Below are 17,245 nucleotides of genomic sequence, written 5' to 3'. Positions count from 1 at the left end.
CCGGGGCGGTCAGCCGGCGGCCGGTGCGGCCGAGCGCTCCCGCGCGGCCTGCTCCCGGACGGACGGGACGATCTCGAGCGCGAACGGCGCGAGATGCTCCGGGGCGCCCGCGAACAGGAACGTGTCGACGCCGTGGCCCACGGCCAGTTCGGTGAGCTCGTGGACCCACTGGCGGGGCGGGCCGTGCAGGAACCCCCGCGACTCGCGGGCGATCGAGCCCTCGAGGACGTACCCGCGCCGGACGTCGGCCGGGTCGCGCCCGGCCCGGGCGGCGGCGTCGTCGATGCGGCGCCGCGCGTCCGCGAGGCGCTTCGGCGGGACGCGCCCGGAGCGGGCGAGCCAGCCGTCGGCGACGCGGCCGGTCAGGTCGAGGCCGCGGGGCCCGTCCGTGCCGAGCCAGACGGGGATGTGCCGCCGGGGCGCCGGGCCGGCCTGGGGCGCCGCGCACCGGTAGTGCGCGCCGCCGAAGGCGAGGCCGCCCTGGCCGCTCCACTGCAGGCGGACGACCTGGACGGCCTCCTCCAGCGCGCCCGCGGCGGACGCGCCGTACCGGAACGGGCCGCCGAACGCCTCGGCGCCGGCCGCGGACGCACCCGCGCCGAGACCGAGTTCGGCGCGTCCGCCGCTGAACCGGTCCATGGTCGCGATCGCCTTGGCGAGGACGGCGGGCGGGCGCAGCGGCAGGCACGCCACGGCGGGCAGCACCCGGATCCGCGAGGTGACGGCCAGCGCGGACGCCAGCACGGTGAGCGCGTCGGCGGTGCCGCGCCGGTACGGCTCGTCGCGGATCCCGAGCAGGTCGAGGCCGAACCGGTCGGCGTCCTGCGCGGTGCGGATCAGCGGGTCGGCGCAGTCCGGGACGAGCGACAGCCCGAACCGCAGCGGGCGCCGCGTCACTGCAGGTAGCCTTCGACCTCGTCCGGCGGTCGCACGCCGGCGTCGTCCGGGTTCTCGCCCGCGTCGATCCGGGCGCGGCGGCGGCGGAGCAGGTCCCAGCACTGGTCGAGCGCGACCTCCAGGTCCCGCAGCCGGCGCTGCTCCTCCGCGCGGCTCAGGTCGCCGCGCCGGAGGCGTTCGCGCAGATCCTGCTCCTCGCCCACGAACTCGCCGATGCGGGCGAGGATGTCCTCTTCCCTCATCGGTCAGCGCCCGCGGCCGATCCCGTTGCCGGTGAGCCCGCTGAGGAACCCGCCGGGTCCGGTGCGCGGCTCGACGAGCGGCGCCGCGGGCGGCGCGGTCGCGGCGACGGACCGGGCGGCGGCGACGGCGCGGGCGGCCGGGTTGCGCGATGATCCGGACCCCTTGGCGGTCGCCGTGCGGGACGACGTGGACGACGCCGTGCTCCGGCGCGTGGTCGAGGCGCGCGAGGCGCTCTTCTTCGCGGCGCCCGGCTTCGCCGGCTTGGACGGGCTCACCCGCGCGGTCGCGGTCGTCCGGGAGCGCGACGACGCCGCCGAGGTCGACTTGCGGGCGCCGCCGGACTTGGCGGTGCCGCTCTTGCGGGCCGTCGTCCCGGTCTTGCGCGCCGCGGACGACGCCTTCGCGCCCTCCTTGGTGATCTCCTTGGCGGCCGCGTCCATCGCCTTGGCGGCGTCGGTCATCGCCTTGGTCGCGGTCGTCATCGCCTCGGTCATCGCCGTCATGGCCTTCGCCGACGACGACGCCTTCGTGGCGACCGACTTCATCTGCGTGGCGGCGGCCTTCGCCTCGGACGCGGCCTTGGTCACCCGCGTCGCGGCGGCGGACGACGAGCGGCTCGTCGCCGCGCTCGTCCGCGACGCGGGCTTCTTCGCGGTGCTCTTCGCCCCGGACGCCTTGGACGTCGAAGCCTTGGACGTCGAAGCCTTGGACGTCGAAGCCTTGGACGTCGAAGCCTTCGACGCGGACGCCTTCGACGCGGACGTCTTGGACGAGGACGTCTTCGCGCCGCCTGTCTTCGAAGCGGTGGCCTTGGTCGACCTGGTCGACTTCGTCTTCGCAGGCATACGATCTCCCCCCTGTGATCGGGGGGTCTATTCCACCGTTCGTGACCCTCTACACACTCCGCGTCATTCGGGTTTCACACCCCAACCGGGTGCCAGACCGTCTTGGTCTCCAGGAACGCGGTGATCCGGGCGGTTCCCGGCTCCGCACCCCAGTCGGATTCGTCCGGACGGACCACCCGCTTGAGGTTCCCGGCGGCCTTCTCCTCCAGGTCGGCGACGGCGTCCGCCGGGACGCCCGCGAGGTCGAGCGCGTTGACGTCCATGTGCGTCGCGAGCCACGGCGCGAGTTCGGCGCGGCGCCCGGTGAGGATGTTGACCACGCCGCCGGGCAGGTCGGACGTCGCGAGCACCTCGGCGAGCGTGATCGCCGGGAGCGGCGTGGGTTCGGACGCCACGACGACGGCGGTGCTGCCCGTCACGATCGCGGGCGCGACCGTCGACACGAGCCCGAGCAGCGGCGAGTCGGGCGCGACCACGCCGACGACGCCGGTCGGCTCGGGCGTCGAGAAGTTGAAGAACGGCCCCGCGACGGGGTTCGCGGACCCGGCGACGGCGGCGATCTTGTCGGCCCACCCCGCGTACCAGACCCACCGGTCGACGGCCGCGTCCACCTCGGCGGACGCCGCGGCCTTCGACAGCCCGGCGGTGCGCAGCTCGTCCGCGAACTGGGCGCCGCGCCCCTCCAGCATCTCCGCGATCCGGTACAGGATCTGGCCGCGGTTGTAGGGGGTGCGGCCGGACCAGCCGCCGAACGCCTTGCGGGCGGCGGCGACGGCGTCGCGGACGTCCTTGCGGGAGGCGTGCGAGGCGTTCGCGACGAACCGCCCCTTCGCGTCGGTGACCACGTACGACCTGCCGGACTCGGATCGGGGGAAGGCGCCGCCGACGTACAGCTTGTACGTCTTGCGCACGCTCAACCGCTCGTGCTTCACGGGCCGCTCAGACATCGAGATACGCCTCCAGTCCGTGGCGTCCGCCCTCGCGGCCGAACCCCGATTCCTTGTAGCCGCCGAACGGGGACGCCGGGTCGAACTTGTTGAAGGTGTTCGCCCACACCACCCCGGCGCGCAGCCGCTGCGCCGTCCAGAGGATCTGCGAGCCCTTCTCCGTCCAGATCCCGGCCGACAGCCCGTACGGGGTGTTGTTCGCCTTCGCGACGGCCTCGTCCGGCGTGCGGAACGTCAGCACCGACAGGACGGGCCCGAAGATCTCCTCCCGCGCGATGCGGTGCGACTGCGCGACGCCGGTGAACACGGTCGGCGCGAACCAGAAGCCGCGGTCGGGCAGGTCGCACGGCGGCGACCAGCGGACCGCGCCCTCCTGCTCGCCGGACGCCGCCAGTTCGCGGATCCGCGCGAGCTGGGCGGCCGAGTTCACCGCCCCGACGTCGGTGTTCTTGTCGAGCGGGTCACCGACCCGGAGCGTCGCCATGCGGGCCTTCAGCCGGTCGAGCAGCTCGTCGGCGACCGACTCCTGCACGAGCAGCCGCGAGCCCGCGCAGCACACGTGCCCCTGGTTGAAGAAGATCCCGTTGACGACGCCCTCGACGGCCTGGTCGAGCGCGGCGTCGGCGTACACGATGTTCGCGGCCTTGCCGCCGAGTTCGAGCGTGAGCTTCTTGCGCGTCCCGGCGACCGTCCGCGCGATCTCCTTGCCGACCTCGGTGGACCCGGTGAACGCGACCTTGTCGACGTCGCCGTGGGCGACGAGCGCGCGTCCGGTTTCGCCCGCGCCCGTCACGATGTTGACGACGCCCGGGGGCAGCTCGGCCTGCCGGCAGATGTCGGCGAACACCAGCGCGGTCAGCGGCGTCGTCTCCGCGGGCTTGAGCACCACGGTGTTGCCGCACGCCAGCGCGGGGGCGATCTTCCAGGCGAGCATCAGCAGCGGGAAGTTCCACGGGATGACCTGCGCGGCGACGCCCAGCGGCCGCGGGTCGGCGCCGAACCCGGCGTGGCCGAGCTTGTCGGCCCATCCGGCGTAGTAGAAGAAGTGCGCGGCGACCAGCGGCACGTCGACGTCCCGGGACTCCCGGATCGGCTTGCCGTTGTCGATCGACTCCAGCACCGCCAGCTCCCGCGCCCGTTCCTGGACGATCCGGGCGATGCGGTACAGGTACTTGGCGCGTTCGGCGCCCGGCATCGGGCCCCACACCTTGTCGAACGCCTTCCGCGCGGCCTTCACGGCCCGGTCGACGTCGCGCTCGTCGGCGCAGGCGACCTCGGCCAGCACGGTCTCGTCCGCGGGGTTGACCGTCTTGAACGGCTCGCCGCCGCCGCGCGTGAACGCGCCGTCCACGAACAGCCCGTACGACTCGCGGATGTCGACGACCGACGCCGACTCGGGCGCGGGCGCGTACTCGAAAACCATGAAGATCAGTCCAGGGTGAAGTAGTCGGGACCGGAGTACACCCCGGTGGCGAGCTTGCGGCGCTGCATCAGCAGATCGTTCAGCACGCTGGACGCGCCCAGCCGGAACCACTCGGGCGCCAGCCAGTCCGGCCCGGCCGTCTCGTTCACCAGCACCAGGTACTTGATCGCGTCCTTGGTGGTGCGGATGCCGCCCGCGGGCTTCACCCCGACCTGCCGCCCGGTCGCGGCGCGGAAGTCGCGGACGGCCTCCAGCATCACGAGCGTGACCGGCAGCGTCGCCGCCGGGGACACCTTGCCCGTCGAGGTCTTGATGAAGTCGCCCCCGGCGCGCATCGCCAGCCAGGACGCGCGCCGCACGTTGTCGAGCGTCGCCAGCTCGCCCGTCTCGAGGATCACCTTCAGGTGCGCGGACCCGCACGCCTCCTTCACGGCGGCGATCTCGTCGGCCACCTTCGCGTAGTCGCCCGCGAGGAACGCGCCCCGGTCGATCACCATGTCGATCTCGGCCGCCCCGGCCGCGACCGCCGCCCGGGTGTCGGCGAGCTTCGCCTCCAGCGGCGCGCGGCCGGACGGGAACGACGTCGCGACGCTCGCGACGCCGATGCCCGTGCCGTCCAGCGCCCGCACCGCGACGTCGACGAGGTCGGGGTAGACGCACACCGCCGCGACCCTCGGCACGCCCGGATCGTCCGGGTCGGGGCGGGCGGCCTTCGCGCACAGCGCCCGCACCTTCCCGGGCGTGTCGGCGCCCTCGAGCGTGGTCAGGTCCACCATCGAGATCGCGAGGTCGATCGCCGCGGCCTTCGCCGACGTCTTGATCGACCGGCCCGCGAGCCGCGCGGCCCGCTCCTCGGCCCCGACCCGGTCGACGCCCGGAAGGCCGTGCAGGAAGGCGCGCAGCTCGGCGGCGCCGGTAACAGTCTCCGTTGACACGCCCTCAGCATCGCCGAAGTAGGTCACCGGTACAAAACACGCACGTCACGACTTCCCTGTGGAGGCCGGTCACGGCCCCCGTCAGCCGTCCGTCCCGCGGCCGCGCCGCTTCACGTACAGGCGGTTGCCTTCGGGGCCGGTCCATTCCATCCGGACGACCCCGGGCACCGCGGCGTCGCCGATGCGCGAGGGGTCGGACCAGTAGCCGGCGTTCGGGTTGAGGAAGTACGTCGCCCACGGCCGCCCGGTGCGGTCGGTGAACAGGTTGTTGTGGCCGATGCCGACGCCCGCGGTGTAGCGCTCCGAGTACGGCCCCTCGAAGCTGTCCGCGACGGCGATGACCGTGTCGTACTGGTACTGCGTGCGGCCGGGGCCGCCCGGCTCGTAGGCGTAGCGGGTGCCGCCGTCCGGGCCGGTCGACGTCCGGTTCCACACGGCGTGCGAGAGGTAGTACTTGCCCTGGAACTTGAAGACGTAGGCGCCTTCGAGGTACGGCTCGGGCGCGTACGGCGTCTGCCGGAACTCCGGCAGGCCGGCCGCCGGGACGATGTCCTCCATGTCGTCCCGGAACCTGGCGTACAGGTCGTTGTGCAGGACGAGCCACGCGTCGCCGTCCTCGGTATACATGCCGCCGTCGATGTGGTGGTAGGCGCCGGGTTCGATGAAATTCGGCCCGCCGATGAACGACTCACCGAACGGCTTGTCGTGGTTGCCCTCGATCAGCCGGTACGGGCCCTCGATCCCTCCCTCGCTCTTCAGCATGAAGGAGCCCACCTTCCGGGAGTGGTCGCCCATGCAGGCGACGATGTACCAGGTGCCGCGGAAGTAGTGCAGCTCCGGCGCCCAGACCTCGCCGCGCTTGCCGAACTCGTCGTCGTACCAGTACTCCTGCCACGGGGCGACGACCGTCCGCCCGGGGCGGTTCTCGGCGGCGAACTCGGGCGACCACACCTTGCCCTTCTCGGCGCCGGGCCGCACCCGGGTCGTGTCGACCAGCCGCCACGGGCCGCGCAGCGACCGGGCGACCCACACGAAGAGGCCGTCGTTCCACGGGGCGGCGCGGTCGAGACCGGGCACGCGGGTGGTTCCGGTGGCGACGTACAGCGACCGGCCGCCGACGACGAAGCGGTTGACGTAGGTGTCGCGCATCCAGACGGTGCCGCGCTCCCGGTCGCGGGGGCGCAGTTCGAGCGGCAGGACGAACGAGTTGTCCGGGCGCGGCCACAGGTGCGACCGCGTGTCGGCGAGGCCGTAGGGCTCGGGGTCGGGCCAGTTCGCCGGGTACCGCCGCCCCGGCGCCGCGCCCGGCGGGAGCTGCCGCGCGGCGGCGGTGCCGGGCAGCGCCGCCACCGCCAGCGAGCCGGCGGCACCGATCAACAGGGAACGCCGCCCGAGGTGCGGGCCGTTTCCGGAGCTGGTCATCGCTCACTCCACCTTCGTCGTGCAGGACGCCGCTGCCCTGCCTGGGAGGTGACGTTATAGAGACTCTTTCCGTCGGTGAACACGCGACAAAAAGGTCGTTGGACGCGTGCCGCGGACGGGTGCGGCACCGCATCGGAAGCGCGCAGGTTCTTTTTGTCGGAGTGTTGACGGAAAAATTGCCCGCTGCCAGCGTTGCGCCATGGCACGGTCGGCTGGAGTCCACGCGCTGGTACGGCGCACGCACGAGGAGCGCGTCCTGCGCGTCCTCCGCGAGCACGGCGCCATGAGCCGTCGGCAGATCGCCCTCGCCGTCGGGCTGTCCCGCACCACCCTCTCCGAGATCACCGGCAGCCTGCTGCAGCGCGGCGCCATCGTGGTCGTCGACACCGACGCGGACCGGCGGGAGGGCAGCGGGCGGCCCGCCGAGCGGCTCGCCCTCGACCCCGCCTCCGGGCAGTTCATGGGCATCGACTTCGGCCACCGCCGGGTGCGCCTCGCGGTCGCGGACGCCTCGCACGAGATCGTCCTGGCCGGGTCGGAGCGGTACGACGACGCCCCGTGGCACGTCCGGCTCGACCTGGCGTTCCGGCTCATCGACCGGCTCAGCGCCGAGTCCGGGGTGCACTTCGGCGCGCTGCAGGGCGTCGGCATCGGGGTGCCCGGTCCGTACCGCGCGAAGCCGGGCGTCCTCGTGACGCCGCCGCGGGAGGCGGCGCGGGAGAGAGCGCGGGAGACCGTGCGGGACGCGGCGCGGGAGGCGGTGCGGGAGGCGGCGGCGCACGGCACCCCGGAGGCGGTGGTGCAGGTGGCGTTCGCGGCGCGCTTCGGGGCGCCCGTCATCGTGGACAACAACACCCGGCTGGCCGCGCTCGCGGAGGCCGTCTTCGGCCGCAGCTCCGTCGAGAACCTGCTCTACCTGCGCATCTCCGACGGGGTGGGCGGCGGGCTGGTCGTCGGCGGGCGGCTGGTCACCGGCTCGTCCGGGCTGGCGGGCGAGCTGGGGCACGTCACCGCGGACCCGGACGGGCTCGCGTGCCGCTGCGGCAAGCGGGGCTGCGTCGAGACGCTCGCGTCGGTCCCCGCCCTCCTCCGGACCTGCCGGGAGCGCGGCCTCGCCGTGGCGGACCTCGGCGGCCTGGCGGCCGCGGTGGAGCGCGGCGACCCGGTCGCGGACCGGACGCTGCGGGCGGCGGGGGCCGCCGTCGGGCGGGTGCTGGGCACCGCGTCCCTCATCCTCGATCCCGGGGAGATCGTCATCGGCGGCGAGGTCACCCGGGTGGCGCCCGTCCTGCTGGAGGAGGCCGCCGCGGCCATCGCCGCCGCGAACTTCCCCGGCGGCTCCGCGCCGGTCGTGCGCCGGGCCGAGCTCAGCGACGACGACGGCGCGCTCGGCGCCCTCGCCGCGCTCTTCCACAGCTCGCCGCTGCTGGCGGCCTATCCGGAGGCGCCCGAGGCGAACCCCGCCGGGACCGCGCCGATCGAGCGTGCGCGGAAGACAACGAGCAGAGGAGTGGCTTATGGCCGTGCTCAGTGATCAGAGCGGCCAGGGGAGCCGCACCGGCCGGGACGGTCCGGGCGCGTCGGCCGCCAAGGGGCGTTCGGGCACGGCGGCGGGCGCGCGCCGCAAAGGGCTGCCGCTGCTGCTGAACGCCGCGTCCGTCGCCTTCGGCGTCGCCCTGTGGTGGGCGCTGGCCGCGGCGGGCCTCAACCTCCCGACGCCGGGCGAGGTGCTGTCGAAGGCCGGCACGCTCATCGGGAACGGAACGCTCCAAGAGGACGTCGTCGCCAGCCTGGGCCGGGTGCTCGCCGGCTTCGCCCTCGGCACCGGCCTCGCGATCCCGGTGGGCTTCCTCATGGGGTGGTACGGGTTCGTGCGCGGCCTCGTCGAGCCCTGGGTGCAGTTCTTCCGCACCATCCCGCCGCTGGCGATCATCCCGCTGGCCATCGTCCTGATGGGCATCGGCGAGACGCCGAAGATCTTCGTCATCTTCCTGGCGTCGTTCCTCGTCTGCGTCATCTCGACCTTCCAGGGCGTGGTGGACATCGACCGCACCCTGATCAACGCGGCGCGCGTCCTCGGCGCCAAGGACCTCGGCATCTTCCTGCGGGTGGTCGTGCCGGCGTCGACCCCGTTCATCCTCGTCGGCATGCGGGTCGGGCTGGGCTCGGCCTGGGCGACGCTGGTCGCCGCCGAGCTCATCGCGGCCCAGGAGGGCCTCGGGTACCGGATGCAGAACGCGCAGCTGTACTACGACCTGCCCACGATCTTCGTGGGACTCATCGCCATCGGGATCCTCGGCCTGCTCATGGACCGGGTGCTCCTGCTGGCCGAACGCAAGCTCACCGGATGGCAGGAGCGCCGATGACCACCCCGCCGAAGATCTCGGTCCAGGACGTCAGCAAGGTCTTCGCCCTCGGCAAGGAGTCCTTCACCGCGCTCGACCGCGTCTCGCTCGACATCGCCGACAACGAGTTCGTGACGGTCGTGGGGCCGTCCGGATGCGGCAAGAGCACGCTGCTCAACATCCTGGCCGGGCTCGAGCAGCCGTCCGAGGGGCGGGCGCTCGTGGACGGCGAGGCGGTCTCGGGCCCGGGTCCCGAGCGCGGCGTCATCTTCCAGCAGTACGCCCTGTTCCCCTGGCTGACGGTCCGCAAGAACGTCGAGTTCGGGTTGAAGACGGCGCGGGTGCCGAAGGCGGAGCGCCGCGACCGGGCGCAGCACTTCATCGATCTGGTCGGGCTGGCGCAGTTCGCCGACGCGCTGCCCAAGATGCTGTCCGGCGGGATGCGGCAGCGCTGCGCGATCGCCCGCGCCTACGCCGGGAACCCGTCGATCCTGCTGATGGACGAGCCGTTCGGCGCGCTCGACGCGCTCACCCGGGTGAAGCTCCAGGAGCAGCTCCTCGACACCTGGAGCGAGGAGAAGCGCACCGTCCTGTTCATCACCCACGACGTGGACGAGGCGGTGTTCCTCGCCAACCGCGTCATCGTGATGGCCGCCGGCCCCGGCCGCATCTACGACGTCATCGACGTCGACCTGCCCTACCCCCGGTCGGAGGAGTTCCGGCTCAGCATGGAGTTCGCGGCGCTGCGCAACCGCGTCTGGAACTCCGTGTACCACCAGGACGGCCGGACGGCCGCCGATTCCCAGCACCCCCTGCCGTCATCGACAACGGCCTGATCCGAGGAACGGACATGTCCCTGCCACGCAGATTCTCCGCCGCCACCGCCCTGGGCACGGCCGCCGTGCTGGCCCTCTCCGCCTGCGGCTCCGGCTCCGGCGGCGACGCGGTCGAGGTCGACTTCGGCTACATCAACGACTACAACGGCACCAGCCTGCTCGCCATCGCCGAGGACCAGAAGATCTGGGAGAAGCACGGCCTCGAGGTCAACGCGAAGGTGTTCACCAACGGCCCGCTGCAGATCCAGGCGCTCGGCACCGGCGACCTCGACGCCGGGTACATCGGTCCCGGCGCGTTCTGGCTGCCGGCCTCCGGCCAGGCGAAGATCATCGCGTTGAACACCCTCGGCAACGCCGACCGGGTCATCGCGCAGGGCGGCATCACCTCGCTCGCGCAGCTCAAGGGCAAGAGCGTCGGGGTGCCCGAGGGGACCTCCGGCGACATGATCCTCACCCTCGCCCTCGAGAAGGCGGGGCTCACGAAGAAGGACGTCAAGGTCGTCAACATGGACGCCTCGACCATCGTGTCGGCGTTCTCGTCCAAGCAGATCGACGCCGCGGGCTTTTGGTACCCGGCCATCGCGACGATCAAGAAGCAGGTGCCGGACCTGGCCGAGCTGGCCAAGAACTCCGACTTCGAGGCGGAGATGGCCTTCCCGACCGCGTTCGTCGCGGGCAACGAGGTCGTCTCCGGCGAGAAGGACAAGACGACGAAGCTGCTCGCGGCGCTGCGCGAGGCGATGGAGTACCGCACGGCCAACATGGACGAGTCGATCGAGCTCACCGCCGAGATGCTCGACATGCCGGTCGACCAGGTGAAGGCCGACGCCGCCAACGTCAAGGTGCTCTCCGCCGAGGAGCTCGACACGATGACCGGGGACGGCACCATCGACAAGTGGCTGACGACGATGACCCGGTACTTCGTCGACACGGGCAAGCTCGACTCGCCGGTCGATCCGAAGACCTTCTACACCGGCGATCTGTTCACGGCGGCCGCCAAGTGACGAACCCGCGCAACATCCTCTTCCTCATGACCGACCAGCACCGGGCGGACACGCTCGGCGCGTACGGCAACGGGCACGCGGCGACGCCCGTCTTGGACGAGCTGGCGGACGGCGGCACCCGCTTCGACCGGTGGTACACGCCGACGGCGATCTGCACCCCGGCGCGCGCGAGCCTGCTGACCGGGCAGGCGCCGTTCCGGCACAAGCTGCTCGCGAACCACGAGCGCAACGTCGGCTACATCGAGGACCTCGCCGACGGGCAGTTCACGTTCTCGCGGGCGCTGCGGGAGCAGGGCTACAACTGCGGTCTGATCGGCAAGTGGCACGTCGGCACGGACAAGACCGCCGCCGACTTCGGTTTCGACGGGCCGGACCTGCCCGGCTGGCACAACCCCGTCGACCATCCCGACTACCTGGCGTACCTCGCCGAGAACGGCCTGCCCCCGTACGAGATCTCCGACCGGATCCGCGGCACGCTGCCCAACGGCGGCCCCGGCAACCTGCTCGCCGCCCGGCTGCACCAGCCCGAGGAGGCGACGTTCGAGCACTACCTCGCCACCCGGGCGATCGAGATGCTCGAACGGTACGCGGAAGACGTCCGGAATCAGGACAAACCGTTCTTCCTGGCGCTGCACTTCTTCGGCCCCCACCTGCCGTACATCCTGCCGGACGAGTACTTCGACATGTTCGACCCGGCCGACGTCGAACTGCCGCGGTCGGTCGCGGAGACCTTCGCCGGCAAGCCCCCGGTGCAGAAGAACTACAGCGCGCACTGGACGTTCGACACGATGCCGATCGAGACCACGCGCAAGCTGATCGCCGTCTACTGGGGGTACGTGGCGCTCATCGACCGGCAGATCGGCCGGGTCATGGACGCCATGCGGCGGCTCGGGCTCGTCGACGACACCGCGGTGTTCTTCACCTGCGACCACGGCGAGTTCACCGGGGCGCACCGGCTGCACGACAAGGGCCCGGCGATGTACGAGGACATCTACCGGACCCCGGGCCTGCTGCGCGTGCCGGGACGGCCCGGCGGCGTGGTCCGCGACGAGTTCGTCAGCCTGCTCGACTGCACGGCGACGATCCTCGAACTCGCGGGCGTCGACCCGAAACCGGCCGTCGACTCGCGCAGCCTGCTGCCCCTGCTCGGCGGGGAGGAGGCCGAGTGGGACGACGACATCGTGTGCGAGTTCCACGGGCACCACTTCCCGTATCCCCAGCGGATGCTCCGCACGGACCGGTACAAGCTGGTGGTGAACCCCGACTCGGTCAACGAGCTCTACGACCTGGAGTCGGACCCGGACGAGCTGCTGAACCGCTACGAGCACCCCGAGATGCGGGACGTCCGGGCGCGGCTGACGCGCCGCCTCTACATGCTCCTGCGCGAACGGGGCGACAACTTCTACCACTGGATGACGTCCATGTACGACGTCGGGGAAGTGGGGTACGACCCGACGCTGAGCGGGCTGGACGAGGCCACCTACCGGAAGACCGTTCCATGACCGACCGTCCCCGCGAGGGGGCCTGCTGCGCGCCGACCCTCCGGCACGCCGCCCCCGCCGGGTCCCGGACGACCGCTCCGGGGCCCGGCGGGGCGGCACGGCCGGCCGACCCGCCCGCCGAACCGGCCGCCGAACCGGCCGCCGAACCGGCCGCCGAGCAGTGCCGCGTCCCCGGCGGCCGGTTCCGGATGGGCGACCACCACGGCGACGGCGACCCGGCGGACGGCGAGGGCCCGGTCCACGAGGTGCGCGTCGCACCGTTCACCATCGACGCCACCGCGGTGACGAACGCCGCCTTCGCCGCGTTCGTCGACGCCACCGGCCACGTCACCGACGCGGAGGCGTACGGGTTCTCCGCCGTGTTCCACCTCGCGCTCGCCGCTCCCCCCGCGGACGTGCTGGGGCCGTTCGACGGCGCGCCGTGGTGGCTCGGCGTGCGCGGCGCGTCCTGGCGGAACCCGGGCGGGCGGCGCAGCGGCCTCGACGGGCTGGACGACCACCCGGTCGTCCACGTGAGCTGGAACGACGCGGTCGCGTACTGCGCGTGGAGCGGTCGCCGGCTGCCCACCGAGGCCGAGTGGGAGTTCGCGTCCCGGGGCGGCCTCCCCGGCGCCCGGTTCCCCTGGGGCGACGACCTCGCACCGGACGGGACGTGGCGCGCCAACATCTGGCAGGGCGACTTCCCGGTGCGCAACACAGCCGAGGACGGCTGGGTGACGACCGCGCCGGTGCGGTCCTACGAGCCGAACCGCTACGGGCTCTGGCAGACGGTCGGGAACGTGTGGGAGTGGTGCGCCGACTGGTTCGACCCGGCCTACTACCGGACGTCCCCGAGCGAGAACCCCGCGGGCCCCGACCGGGGCACGGCCAGGGTCCTGCGCGGCGGCTCCTACCTCTGCCACGACTCCTACTGCAACCGGTACCGCAACGCCGCCCGCTCCTCGAACACTCCGGACTCGTCCATGGGGAACGCCGGGTTCCGCACGGTCGCCGCTACCCACCACAAGGAACCATGACCCCGCACAAGACCGCCACGACGCTCGCCGACGGACGGGAGCTGATCTACTTCGACCTCGCCCCCGGCGCGCGGCGGGCCGCCGCCGACCCGCGGCCGCTGCCGCCGGTGAGCACGGCCTCGCAGATCCGCTGGGACCCGCTGCTGGAGGAGTGGGTCATGATGGCGTCGCACCGGCAGGACCGGACGTTCCTCCCGCCCCCCGACGCGTGCCCGCTGTGCCCCTCGGCGGACGGCCGCCGCACGGAGATCCCCGCGGACGACTACGAGGTCGTGGTGTTCGAGAACCGCTTCCCGAGCCTGTCGACCGGCGCGGTTCTCGACGGCGCCGCCCTGGACGGCGCCGCCCTGGACGGCCCCGGCGGCCGTCCGCTGGTCGAGATCCGCCCGGGCACGGGCCGCTGCGAGGTGGTCTGCTTCTCCAGCGACCACTCCGCGCGGTTCGCCGACCTCTCCCCCGCTCACGCGCGGCTGGTCGTCGACGCGTGGGCGGACCGCACGGCCGCGCTGTCCCGCGTCGAGGGCGTCGAGCAGGTGTTCTGCTTCGAGAGCCGCGGCGAGGAGATCGGCGTGACCCTGTCCCACCCGCACGGCCAGATCTACGCCTACCCGTTCACGACGCCGCGGACGTCCCGCATGCTCGGGGCGGCCGCGCGCCACCGCCGCCGCACCGGCGGGGACCTGCACACCGACGTGCTCGGCGCCGAGCGCCGCGCCGGCGTCCGGGTCGTCGCGGAGAACGCGCACTGGACGGCGTTCGTCCCGGCGGCGGCGCGCTGGCCGGTGGAGGTCCACCTGTACCCGCGCCGGAGGGTGAAGACGATCCCCGGCCTCGACGGCGCGGAACGCGACGCGTTCGTCTCGCTCTACCTGGACCTGCTGGCGCGGTTCGACCGGCTTTACGACGCGCCGCTGCCGTACATCGCCGCATGGCACCAGGGACCGGTCGACGACCCCGACGACCTCGGGTACCTGCACCTGCAGATGTTCTCGATCCGGCGTTCGGCGGACAAGCTGAAGTACCTCGCCGGGTCAGAGTCGGGAATGGGGGCGTTCGTGACCGACACCGTCCCGGAGCAGGTGGCCCGCCGCCTGCGGGAGGTCTGAACCGTGCGCGGCGGAGTGTGGTCCGCGCCGGGACGGGTGAACATCATCGGCGAGCACACCGACTACAGCGGCGGCTTCGCCCTGCCGTTCGCGCTCGCCCAGCGCACCGTCGTGCACGCCCGGCGGCGCGGCGACGGCCGCATCACGGCGGTGTCCGACGGGCACGGCGCGGTCGAGTTCCCCGCCGCGACCGTCCCGGGCGAGGTCACCGGGTGGGGCGCGCACGTCGCGGGCGTGGCGTGGGCGCTGGCCCGCGCGGGGGCCGCGCCGGGCGGGGCCGACCTGCGCATCGAGAGCACCGTGCCGCGCGGGGCGGGCCTGTCCTCCTCGCACTCGCTCGAATGCGCCGTCGCGCTGGCCCTGACCGGCCTCGACGGCGTCGAGGCGGACCGCGCCGAGCTCGTCCGGGTCGTCCAGCGGGCGGAGAACGAGTACGTCGGCGCGCCCACCGGCGTCATGGACCAGATGGCGTCCCTCTACGGCGCGGACGGGCGGGCGCTCCTCGTGGACGCGCGGCACCTGACCGCCGAGCCCGTCCCGTGCGACTTCGCGTCCGGCGGGCTCGACCTCCTCGTCGTCGACACCCGGTCGCCGCACCGGCACGCGGACGGCGAGTACGGCGCGCGCCGCCGGACCTGCGCCGCGGCGGCGCGGGCCCTGGGCGTCGCGGACCTGCGCGACGTGACCGACCTGGACGGCGCCCTCGCCCGCCTCACCGACCCCGTGGCCGCGCGGCGGGTCCGGCACGTCGTGCGGGAGAACGCCCGGGTCCTCGCCGCGGTCGAGTCGCTCCGCGCGGGACGGGTGCGGGAGATCGGCCCGCTGCTCACCGCCTCCCACGTTTCGCTCCGCGACGACTACGAGGTGTCCGCCGCCGAACTCGACACGGCCGTGGAGGCCGCGCTCGCGGCCGGGGCGCTGGGCGCCCGGATGATCGGCGGCGGCTTCGGCGGCTCGGTGATCGCGCTGGTCGAGCGGGCCGGCCGGCGGGCCGTCGAGAGCGCCGTGCGGGACGCGTTCCGGCGGCGCGGGTTCACCGGGCCCGAGTTCCATGTCGCACGCCCGTCCCGGGGCGCGGGACGGGACGGGTGACGGGCCCGGGCCGTCCGGCCCCGCTCAGTCGAGCGCGGTCGCGATCATGCCGGCCGCGTAGGAGCCGGCCGGGGTGCGCACGATCACGTTCATCCGGTTGGCGGCGTTGATCATCGCGATCACCGCGATCAGCGTGCCGGTCTGGTCGTCGTCGTAGTGCTCCCGCACCCGCGCCCACGTCGCGTCGGACACGCCGTCGCCCGCGTCCGCGATCCGGGTGCCCTCCTCGGCGAGCGCGAGCGCCGCCCGCTCGGCCTCGGTGAACACCGTCGCCTCCCGCCACGCCGCGACCAGGTTCAGCCGGACGGCGTCCTCCCCGGCGGCCGCGGCCTCCTTGGTGTGGATGTCGATGCACATCGCGCAGCCGTTGATCTGGCTGACGCGCAGCATCACCAGCTCCCGGACGGCCTTCGGCAGCGACGACTGCTCGAGGACGGTGCCCGCGGCGTGCACCCGCTTGGCGAACTTCGCCGCGGTCGCGCTGTCGAACAGGTTGAAACGGGCCTCCATGGCATGCTCCCCACTGATGGGCGCGCACCGCGCGGAGGGTCCGCGCGGCGTCCTGACGACCACGAGATGCCGGCGGCACGCACCCCGTGACGGCGCACCGATGTGACGTATGCCACCGCCCCGGGACGTCACGGATCGGCGGGCACCGGCACCTTGTGGGTGCACGAGGAGGCCGAGACGGGCAGGAGCCGACCATGAGCGAGCCGCACACCGACGCACCGCTCCCCGACCCCGCGGACCCGGCCACCGAGGCGTTCGTCGTCCACCGCAACCTGCTGTTCACCGTCGCCTACGAGATGCTCGGCTCCGCCGCCGACGCCGAGGACGTCCTCCAGGAGACGTGGCTGCGCTGGGCGGAGGTCGACCTCGCCGCCGTCCGGGAGCCGCGCGCGTACCTCGTCCGGATCGTCACCCGGCAGGCGCTCATGCGGCTGCGGACGCTGCGCCGCCGCAAGGAGTCCTACGTCGGGACCTGGCTGCCCGAACCGCTGCTGACCTCGCCGGACGTGGCCGAGGACGTCGAGCTCGCCGAGAGCGTCTCGATGGCGATGCTGCTGGTCCTGGAGACCCTCGGCCCGACCGAGCGCGCGGTGTTCGTGCTGCGCGAGGTGTTCGACCTCGGCTACGACGAGATCGCCGAGGCCGTCGGCAAGAGCCGGGAAGCGGTCCGGCAGATCGCCCACCGGGCGCGCGCGCACGTCGCCGCCCGCCGCCCGCGCACCCCCGTCTCCCCGGCCGAGTCGCAGGCCGCGATCGACGCGTTCCGGCGGACGCTCGAGACGGGCGACCTGCAGGGCCTCGTCGACCTGCTCGCGCCGGACGTCGTCCTGCTCGGCGACGGCGGCGGCGTCCGGCAGGCCGTGGTGCGGCCGATCGTGGGGGCCCGCAAGGTGGCCCGCCTGCTGGAGGCCGGGCTGCCCCGGCTCGAGGGCGCGCCGTCCTTCGAGCCGGTGCAGGTCAACGGCCGCCCCGCGCTGATCGTCCGAATCGACGGCGAGATCGACAACGTCGTCGCGATGCGGATCGACGACGGCCTGGTCACCGGCCTCTACATCGTGCGGAACCCGGAGAAGCTGTCCCGCATCGGGCGGGAGACCCCGGTGACCCGCTGACCCGCCCGCC

At 73.3% G+C, this 17,245-nt stretch carries 18 protein-coding genes; 10 read left to right on the top strand and 8 right to left on the bottom strand.

The features are described from left to right. Positions 1-9: 9 nt before the first annotated feature. Genes DMH08_RS02225 through DMH08_RS02215 form a run of 3 tightly spaced genes read right to left on the bottom strand, consistent with a single transcriptional unit; the run spans position 10 to position 1,622 of the window. Entirely contained in the window at positions 10-897 is an 888-nt protein-coding gene (locus DMH08_RS02225) for an LLM class flavin-dependent oxidoreductase (protein WP_125611320.1), read from the bottom strand. Then, complete coding sequence (locus tag DMH08_RS02220; protein WP_026403007.1) at positions 894-1,139, bottom strand: DUF2630 family protein; 246 nt, start codon at positions 1,137-1,139, stop codon at positions 894-896. Before DMH08_RS02220 ends, DMH08_RS02225 begins: the two co-directional genes overlap by 4 nt. A gap of 3 nt (positions 1,140-1,142) precedes the next feature. Then, the gene (locus tag DMH08_RS02215) at positions 1,143-1,622 is read right to left on the bottom strand and encodes a hypothetical protein (RefSeq protein ID WP_125611318.1); all 480 of its coding nucleotides are present in this window, start codon (positions 1,620-1,622) and stop codon (positions 1,143-1,145) included. On the opposite strand from DMH08_RS02215, the gene DMH08_RS02210 reads away from it, so the two are divergent. After that, complete coding sequence (locus tag DMH08_RS02210; protein ID WP_125611316.1) at positions 1,606-2,109, top strand: hypothetical protein; 504 nt, start codon at positions 1,606-1,608, stop codon at positions 2,107-2,109. The two genes, DMH08_RS02215 and DMH08_RS02210, sit on opposite strands and share 17 nt — an antisense overlap. Here the strand turns inward: DMH08_RS02210 and DMH08_RS02205 are convergent. From DMH08_RS02205 to DMH08_RS02190, 4 genes are all read right to left on the bottom strand, one after another. Continuing rightward, positions 2,060-2,932 (bottom strand): aldehyde dehydrogenase family protein, encoded by an 873-nt coding sequence (locus DMH08_RS02205; protein ID WP_125611314.1) that lies wholly within the window; start codon positions 2,930-2,932, stop codon positions 2,060-2,062. The genes DMH08_RS02210 and DMH08_RS02205 overlap by 50 nt on opposite strands. After that, a complete protein-coding gene (locus DMH08_RS02200) occupies positions 2,925-4,355 on the bottom strand; it encodes an aldehyde dehydrogenase family protein (protein WP_125611312.1) in 1,431 nt (476 codons plus the stop codon). Before DMH08_RS02200 ends, DMH08_RS02205 begins: the two co-directional genes overlap by 8 nt. A gap of 5 nt (positions 4,356-4,360) precedes the next feature. After that, entirely contained in the window at positions 4,361-5,290 is a 930-nt protein-coding gene (gene deoC / locus DMH08_RS02195; protein ID WP_026403003.1) for a deoxyribose-phosphate aldolase, read from the bottom strand. 81 nt (positions 5,291-5,371) lie between these two features. Beyond that, positions 5,372-6,712, bottom strand: coding sequence for a family 43 glycosylhydrolase (locus DMH08_RS02190; protein ID WP_125611310.1), 1,341 nt, complete (start codon positions 6,710-6,712; stop codon positions 5,372-5,374). Between the two features lie 199 nt (positions 6,713-6,911). Here DMH08_RS02190 and DMH08_RS02185 point away from each other — a divergent pair, with 199 nt between their 5' ends. The 8 genes from DMH08_RS02185 to galK are packed head-to-tail and all read left to right on the top strand — an operon-like array spanning position 6,912 to position 15,613. Continuing rightward, on the top strand, positions 6,912-8,246 hold the full coding sequence (locus tag DMH08_RS02185) for an ROK family transcriptional regulator (protein ID WP_026403001.1): 1,335 nt from the start codon (positions 6,912-6,914) through the stop codon (positions 8,244-8,246). Beyond that, positions 8,230-9,078, top strand: coding sequence for an ABC transporter permease (locus DMH08_RS02180; RefSeq protein WP_026403000.1), 849 nt, complete (start codon positions 8,230-8,232; stop codon positions 9,076-9,078). The genes DMH08_RS02185 and DMH08_RS02180 overlap by 17 nt, the downstream gene beginning before the upstream one ends. After that, on the top strand, positions 9,075-9,893 hold the full coding sequence (locus tag DMH08_RS02175) for an ABC transporter ATP-binding protein (protein WP_026402999.1): 819 nt from the start codon (positions 9,075-9,077) through the stop codon (positions 9,891-9,893). The genes DMH08_RS02180 and DMH08_RS02175 overlap by 4 nt, the downstream gene beginning before the upstream one ends. Before the next feature lie 14 nt (positions 9,894-9,907). Further along, complete coding sequence (locus tag DMH08_RS02170) at positions 9,908-10,897, top strand: aliphatic sulfonate ABC transporter substrate-binding protein (protein WP_026402998.1); 990 nt, start codon at positions 9,908-9,910, stop codon at positions 10,895-10,897. Further along, the gene (locus tag DMH08_RS02165) at positions 10,894-12,399 is read left to right on the top strand and encodes a sulfatase-like hydrolase/transferase (RefSeq protein WP_267898521.1); all 1,506 of its coding nucleotides are present in this window, start codon (positions 10,894-10,896) and stop codon (positions 12,397-12,399) included. Before DMH08_RS02170 ends, DMH08_RS02165 begins: the two co-directional genes overlap by 4 nt. Further along, positions 12,396-13,415, top strand: coding sequence for a formylglycine-generating enzyme family protein (locus DMH08_RS02160; protein WP_125611305.1), 1,020 nt, complete (start codon positions 12,396-12,398; stop codon positions 13,413-13,415). Before DMH08_RS02165 ends, DMH08_RS02160 begins: the two co-directional genes overlap by 4 nt. Next, a complete protein-coding gene (gene galT / locus DMH08_RS02155) occupies positions 13,412-14,521 on the top strand; it encodes a galactose-1-phosphate uridylyltransferase (protein WP_125611303.1) in 1,110 nt (369 codons plus the stop codon). Before DMH08_RS02160 ends, galT begins: the two co-directional genes overlap by 4 nt. 3 nt (positions 14,522-14,524) lie before the next feature. Next, positions 14,525-15,613 carry a galactokinase gene (galK, locus tag DMH08_RS02150; protein ID WP_125611301.1) on the top strand — a complete coding sequence of 363 codons (1,089 nt, stop codon included), beginning with the start codon at positions 14,525-14,527 and terminating at the stop codon, positions 15,611-15,613. Between the two features lie 24 nt (positions 15,614-15,637). On the opposite strand, the gene DMH08_RS02145 is transcribed toward galK, so the two are convergent. Then, positions 15,638-16,123 carry a carboxymuconolactone decarboxylase family protein gene (locus DMH08_RS02145; protein ID WP_026402995.1) on the bottom strand — a complete coding sequence of 162 codons (486 nt, stop codon included), beginning with the start codon at positions 16,121-16,123 and terminating at the stop codon, positions 15,638-15,640. Between the two features lie 194 nt (positions 16,124-16,317). On the opposite strand from DMH08_RS02145, the gene DMH08_RS02140 reads away from it, so the two are divergent. After that, on the top strand, positions 16,318-17,235 hold the full coding sequence (locus DMH08_RS02140) for an RNA polymerase sigma-70 factor (RefSeq protein WP_125611299.1): 918 nt from the start codon (positions 16,318-16,320) through the stop codon (positions 17,233-17,235). Positions 17,236-17,245 lie beyond the last annotated feature (10 nt).

The sequence above is a fragment of the Actinomadura sp. WAC 06369 genome (assembly GCF_003947565.1).
GTDB lineage: Bacteria > Actinomycetota > Actinomycetes > Streptosporangiales > Streptosporangiaceae > Spirillospora > Spirillospora rifamycini.
The sequence above is the reverse complement of the archived record's forward strand: the minus strand, read 5'-3'. Positions and strand labels throughout refer to the sequence as shown.

Coding starts and splice junctions, on each gene's coding strand:
- DMH08_RS02220 (WP_026403007.1), bottom strand. CDS start 1,139: ATGAGGGAAGAGGACATCCTCGCCCGCATCGGCGAGTTCGTGGGCGAG.
- DMH08_RS02215 (WP_125611318.1), bottom strand. CDS start 1,622: ATGACGACCGCGACCAAGGCGATGACCGACGCCGCCAAGGCGATGGAC.
- DMH08_RS02205 (WP_125611314.1), bottom strand. CDS start 2,932: ATGTCTGAGCGGCCCGTGAAGCACGAGCGGTTGAGCGTGCGCAAGACG.
- DMH08_RS02200 (WP_125611312.1), bottom strand. CDS start 4,355: ATGGTTTTCGAGTACGCGCCCGCGCCCGAGTCGGCGTCGGTCGTCGAC.
- DMH08_RS02190 (WP_125611310.1), bottom strand. CDS start 6,712: ATGACCAGCTCCGGAAACGGCCCGCACCTCGGGCGGCGTTCCCTGTTG.
- DMH08_RS02185 (WP_026403001.1), top strand. CDS start 6,912: ATGGCACGGTCGGCTGGAGTCCACGCGCTGGTACGGCGCACGCACGAG.
- DMH08_RS02180 (WP_026403000.1), top strand. CDS start 8,230: ATGGCCGTGCTCAGTGATCAGAGCGGCCAGGGGAGCCGCACCGGCCGG.
- DMH08_RS02175 (WP_026402999.1), top strand. CDS start 9,075: ATGACCACCCCGCCGAAGATCTCGGTCCAGGACGTCAGCAAGGTCTTC.
- DMH08_RS02170 (WP_026402998.1), top strand. CDS start 9,908: ATGTCCCTGCCACGCAGATTCTCCGCCGCCACCGCCCTGGGCACGGCC.
- DMH08_RS02160 (WP_125611305.1), top strand. CDS start 12,396: ATGACCGACCGTCCCCGCGAGGGGGCCTGCTGCGCGCCGACCCTCCGG.
- galT (WP_125611303.1), top strand. CDS start 13,412: ATGACCCCGCACAAGACCGCCACGACGCTCGCCGACGGACGGGAGCTG.
- DMH08_RS02145 (WP_026402995.1), bottom strand. CDS start 16,123: ATGGAGGCCCGTTTCAACCTGTTCGACAGCGCGACCGCGGCGAAGTTC.
- DMH08_RS02140 (WP_125611299.1), top strand. CDS start 16,318: ATGAGCGAGCCGCACACCGACGCACCGCTCCCCGACCCCGCGGACCCG.